This window comes from Nocardiopsis sp. NPDC055824, assembly GCF_053616335.1.
Map to the genome: position 1 here is coordinate 1 of NZ_JBSHDN010000177.1, position 3012 is coordinate 3012.

2 protein-coding genes are annotated in these 3012 nt (G+C 70.2%); one reads left to right on the plus strand and one right to left on the minus strand.

Annotated elements, in window-relative coordinates; translation table 11 throughout:
- Window positions 1-43: 43 nt before the first annotated feature.
- Entirely contained in the window at window positions 44-2359 is a 2316-nt protein-coding gene (locus ACWGL3_RS25595) for an FdhF/YdeP family oxidoreductase (RefSeq protein ID WP_267949536.1), read from the minus strand.
- 492 nt (window positions 2360-2851) lie between these two features.
- Here ACWGL3_RS25595 and ACWGL3_RS25600 point away from each other — a divergent pair.
- Window positions 2852-3012: tectonin domain-containing protein (locus ACWGL3_RS25600; protein WP_452461884.1), on the plus strand; the 161-nt coding region annotated here is incomplete at its 3' end.

The window sequence follows — 3012 nt, forward strand, 5'->3', positions numbered from 1 at the left end:
GCCCGTGGGCCGCACCCCCGCGCCGTGCCGGAGCCTTTCCGCCTCAGGCGGCGCCGGAGTCCGGCTCGAAGCGCACCACCACCGACTTCGACGTCGGGGTGTTGCTCACCTCCGCCGTGGAGTCCAGCGGGACCAGCACGTTGGTCTCCGGGAAGTAGGAGGCCGCGCACCCGCGCGCCGTCGGGTAGTGCACCACACGGAAGTGCGCCGCGCGCCGCTCCCGGCCGTCCCGCCACTCGCCCACCAGGTCGGTGTAGGAGCCGTCCTCCAGCCCCAGCTCGCGTGCGTCCTCCGGGTTGACCAGCACGACCCGGCGGCCGTCCTTGATGCCCCGGTACCGGTCGTCGAGGCCGTACACGGTGGTGTTGTACTGGTCGTGCGAGCGCAGCGTCTGCAGCAGCAGCCGGCCCTCCGGCACCTCCGGCGCGTACGTGCCGTTGACCGTGAAGTTCGCCAGACCCGTCTCGGTCGGGAAGCGCCGGTCGTCGCGCGGCGCGTGCGGCAGGGTGAACCCCGCGGGCTTGCGCGCACGGGCGTTGAAGTCCTCGAACCCCGGCACGACCGCCGCCACGTGGTCGCGGACCCGGTCGTAGTCGAACAGCTCCGACCACGCCACGGGTTCCTCGCCCAGCACCCGCCGGGCCAGGTCGCAGATGATGTCGACCTCCGAGCGCATGCCCTCCGACAGGGGCGGGAGCACCCCGTGGGAGGCGTGCACCTTGCCCATCGAGTCCTCCACGGTCACCCACCGGGGCTCGCCGTCGCGCAGGTCGCGGTCGGTGCGCGCGAGCGCGGGCAGGATCAGCGCCCGCGTCCCCGTCACCACGTGCGAGCGGTTCAGCTTGGTGGACACGTGCACCGTCAACCCCACCCGGCGCATCGCTTCCTCGGTGACCAGGGTGTCGGGCGTGGCCGCCACGAAGTTGCCGCCCATCGCGAAGAACACCCGCACGTCGCCGTCGGCCATCGCGCGGATGGCGTTGACGGTGTCGTGGCCGTGCTCGCGCGGGGGCTCGAACCCGAACTCCGCGCCCAGGGCGTCCAGGAACGCCTCCGCGGGGCGCTCGAAGATCCCCATCGTCCGGTCGCCCTGCACGTTGGAGTGGCCGCGCACCGGGCACACGCCCGCGCCCGGGCGCCCCACGTTGCCGCGCAGCAGCAGGAAGTTGACGACCTCGCGAATGGTCGGCACCGAGTGCTTGTGCTGGGTCAGGCCCATCGCCCAGCACACGATGATCCGCTCCGACCCGGTGACCATCTCCGCGATCCGCTCGACGAGCTCCCGCTCCAGGCCGGTGGCCCTCTCGACCCGGGGCCAGAACTCCTCGTCCGGCTCGGCCAGCAGGTCCTTGGAGAACTCCTCGAACCCGTGCGTGTGGGTGGCGATGAAGTCGCGGTCCAGGACCTCCTCCCCGCGCTCCTGCGCCTGCAGCAGCAGCCGGTTGACCGCCGAGAACAGGGTGAGGTCGCCGCCCAGACGGATCTGCGCGAACAGGTCGGTGAGCTCCGTGCCGCGCCCGAGCAGGCCGCCCGCCTTCTGCGGGTTGCGGAACTCGCGCATGCCCGCCTCGGGCAGGGGGTTGACGGTGATGATCCGGGTCCCGGAGCGCTTGGCCTTCTCCAGGGCGGAGAGCATCCGGGGGTGGTTGGTGCCGGGGTTCTGCCCGGCGACGATGATCAGGTCGGCCTTGCGCAGGTCCTCCAGGGAGACACTGCCCTTGCCCACGCCCAGCGTCTCGGTGAGGGCGGAGCCCGACGACTCGTGGCACATGTTGGAGCAGTCCGGCATGTTGTTCGTGCCGAGCTGCCGGGCGAACAGCTGGTAGAGGAAGGCGGCCTCGTTGCTGGTGCGGCCCGAGGTGTAGAACACGGCCTCGTCGGGGGAGGACAGCCCCCGCAGGTCCTCGGCGACCAGGTCCAGGGCGCGGTCCCAGCTCACCGGCTCGTAGTGGGAGGCGCCCTCGGCCAGGTACATGGGTTGGGCGAGGCGGCCCTGCTGCCCCAGCCAGTAGCCGGAGCGCTCGGCCAGTTCGGCGACCGGGTGCTCGGCGAAGAACTCGGGCGTCAGGGCCCGGGAGGTCGCCTCCTCGGCGACCGCCTTGGCGCCGTTCTCGCAGAACTCCGCCGTGTGCCGCTTGTCGCCCTCGGGCCAGGCGCAGCCGGGGCAGTCGAAGCCGCGCTTCTGGTTGATCGCGAGCATGGCCGGCAGCCCGCGCCGGACCCCGGCCTGTTCACCGACGTGGCGGACGCTGTTGAGCACGGCGGGCATGCCCGCCGCGCTGGTCTTGGGCGGGCCCACCGTGGGGGAGTCCTGGGCGGGATCGTGCTGTACGGAGTTCTGGTGTCTCACACTTCGCATTGTGGCATCGCGTCCCGTGGCACCGTGACGCCGGGGGAGCTGCCCGGCCGGTCAGGGGCGGTGCGGCCCTCCGGGCCCGAGGGAGGGCGGCCCTCCGTGAGGCGGTGCCGCCGGCTGGCGGACGTGCTGCCGCACTGTCCGCAGTATTTGTCATGACATGCCAATATAGTTCCTTCTCTATATGTTCCTGTTTGTTCGGTGTTTTTGTCATTTCCTTATCACGGTTGTTTTTCTCCGGTCGTGCCTTTCGGGATACTGGCCGGAGCGGGCCAGGGGGGATTGCGGTTCCCCGGCGGCGGGCATCTCGGTGGTGCGACGGTCCCGGGCCTGGAGGGGAAGAGAAGGGAACGACCGGTTTCCGGACCCCTGTGGTCCTCCGGAGGATGTGCCGCCCCCCGCGGATTCGGACCGTGCTCCGGGGGTCGGGCGGTCGCGACATGAAGTCCACTTAGTGGTTCGGCGTAGAATCCCAAGCGAACAGAGATGAGTTCCATGGCTCACTGGAAGAACATTCCCGGTAACCTCACGAAGATCTCGGTGGGGTCCAGGAGCAATGTGTGGGGTGTCAACTCCGGCGGTGCCATCTATCGTTTCACGAATGACGACGCCAACCCCTGGGTCAATGTTCCTGGGGGTTTGGTCGACATCAGTGC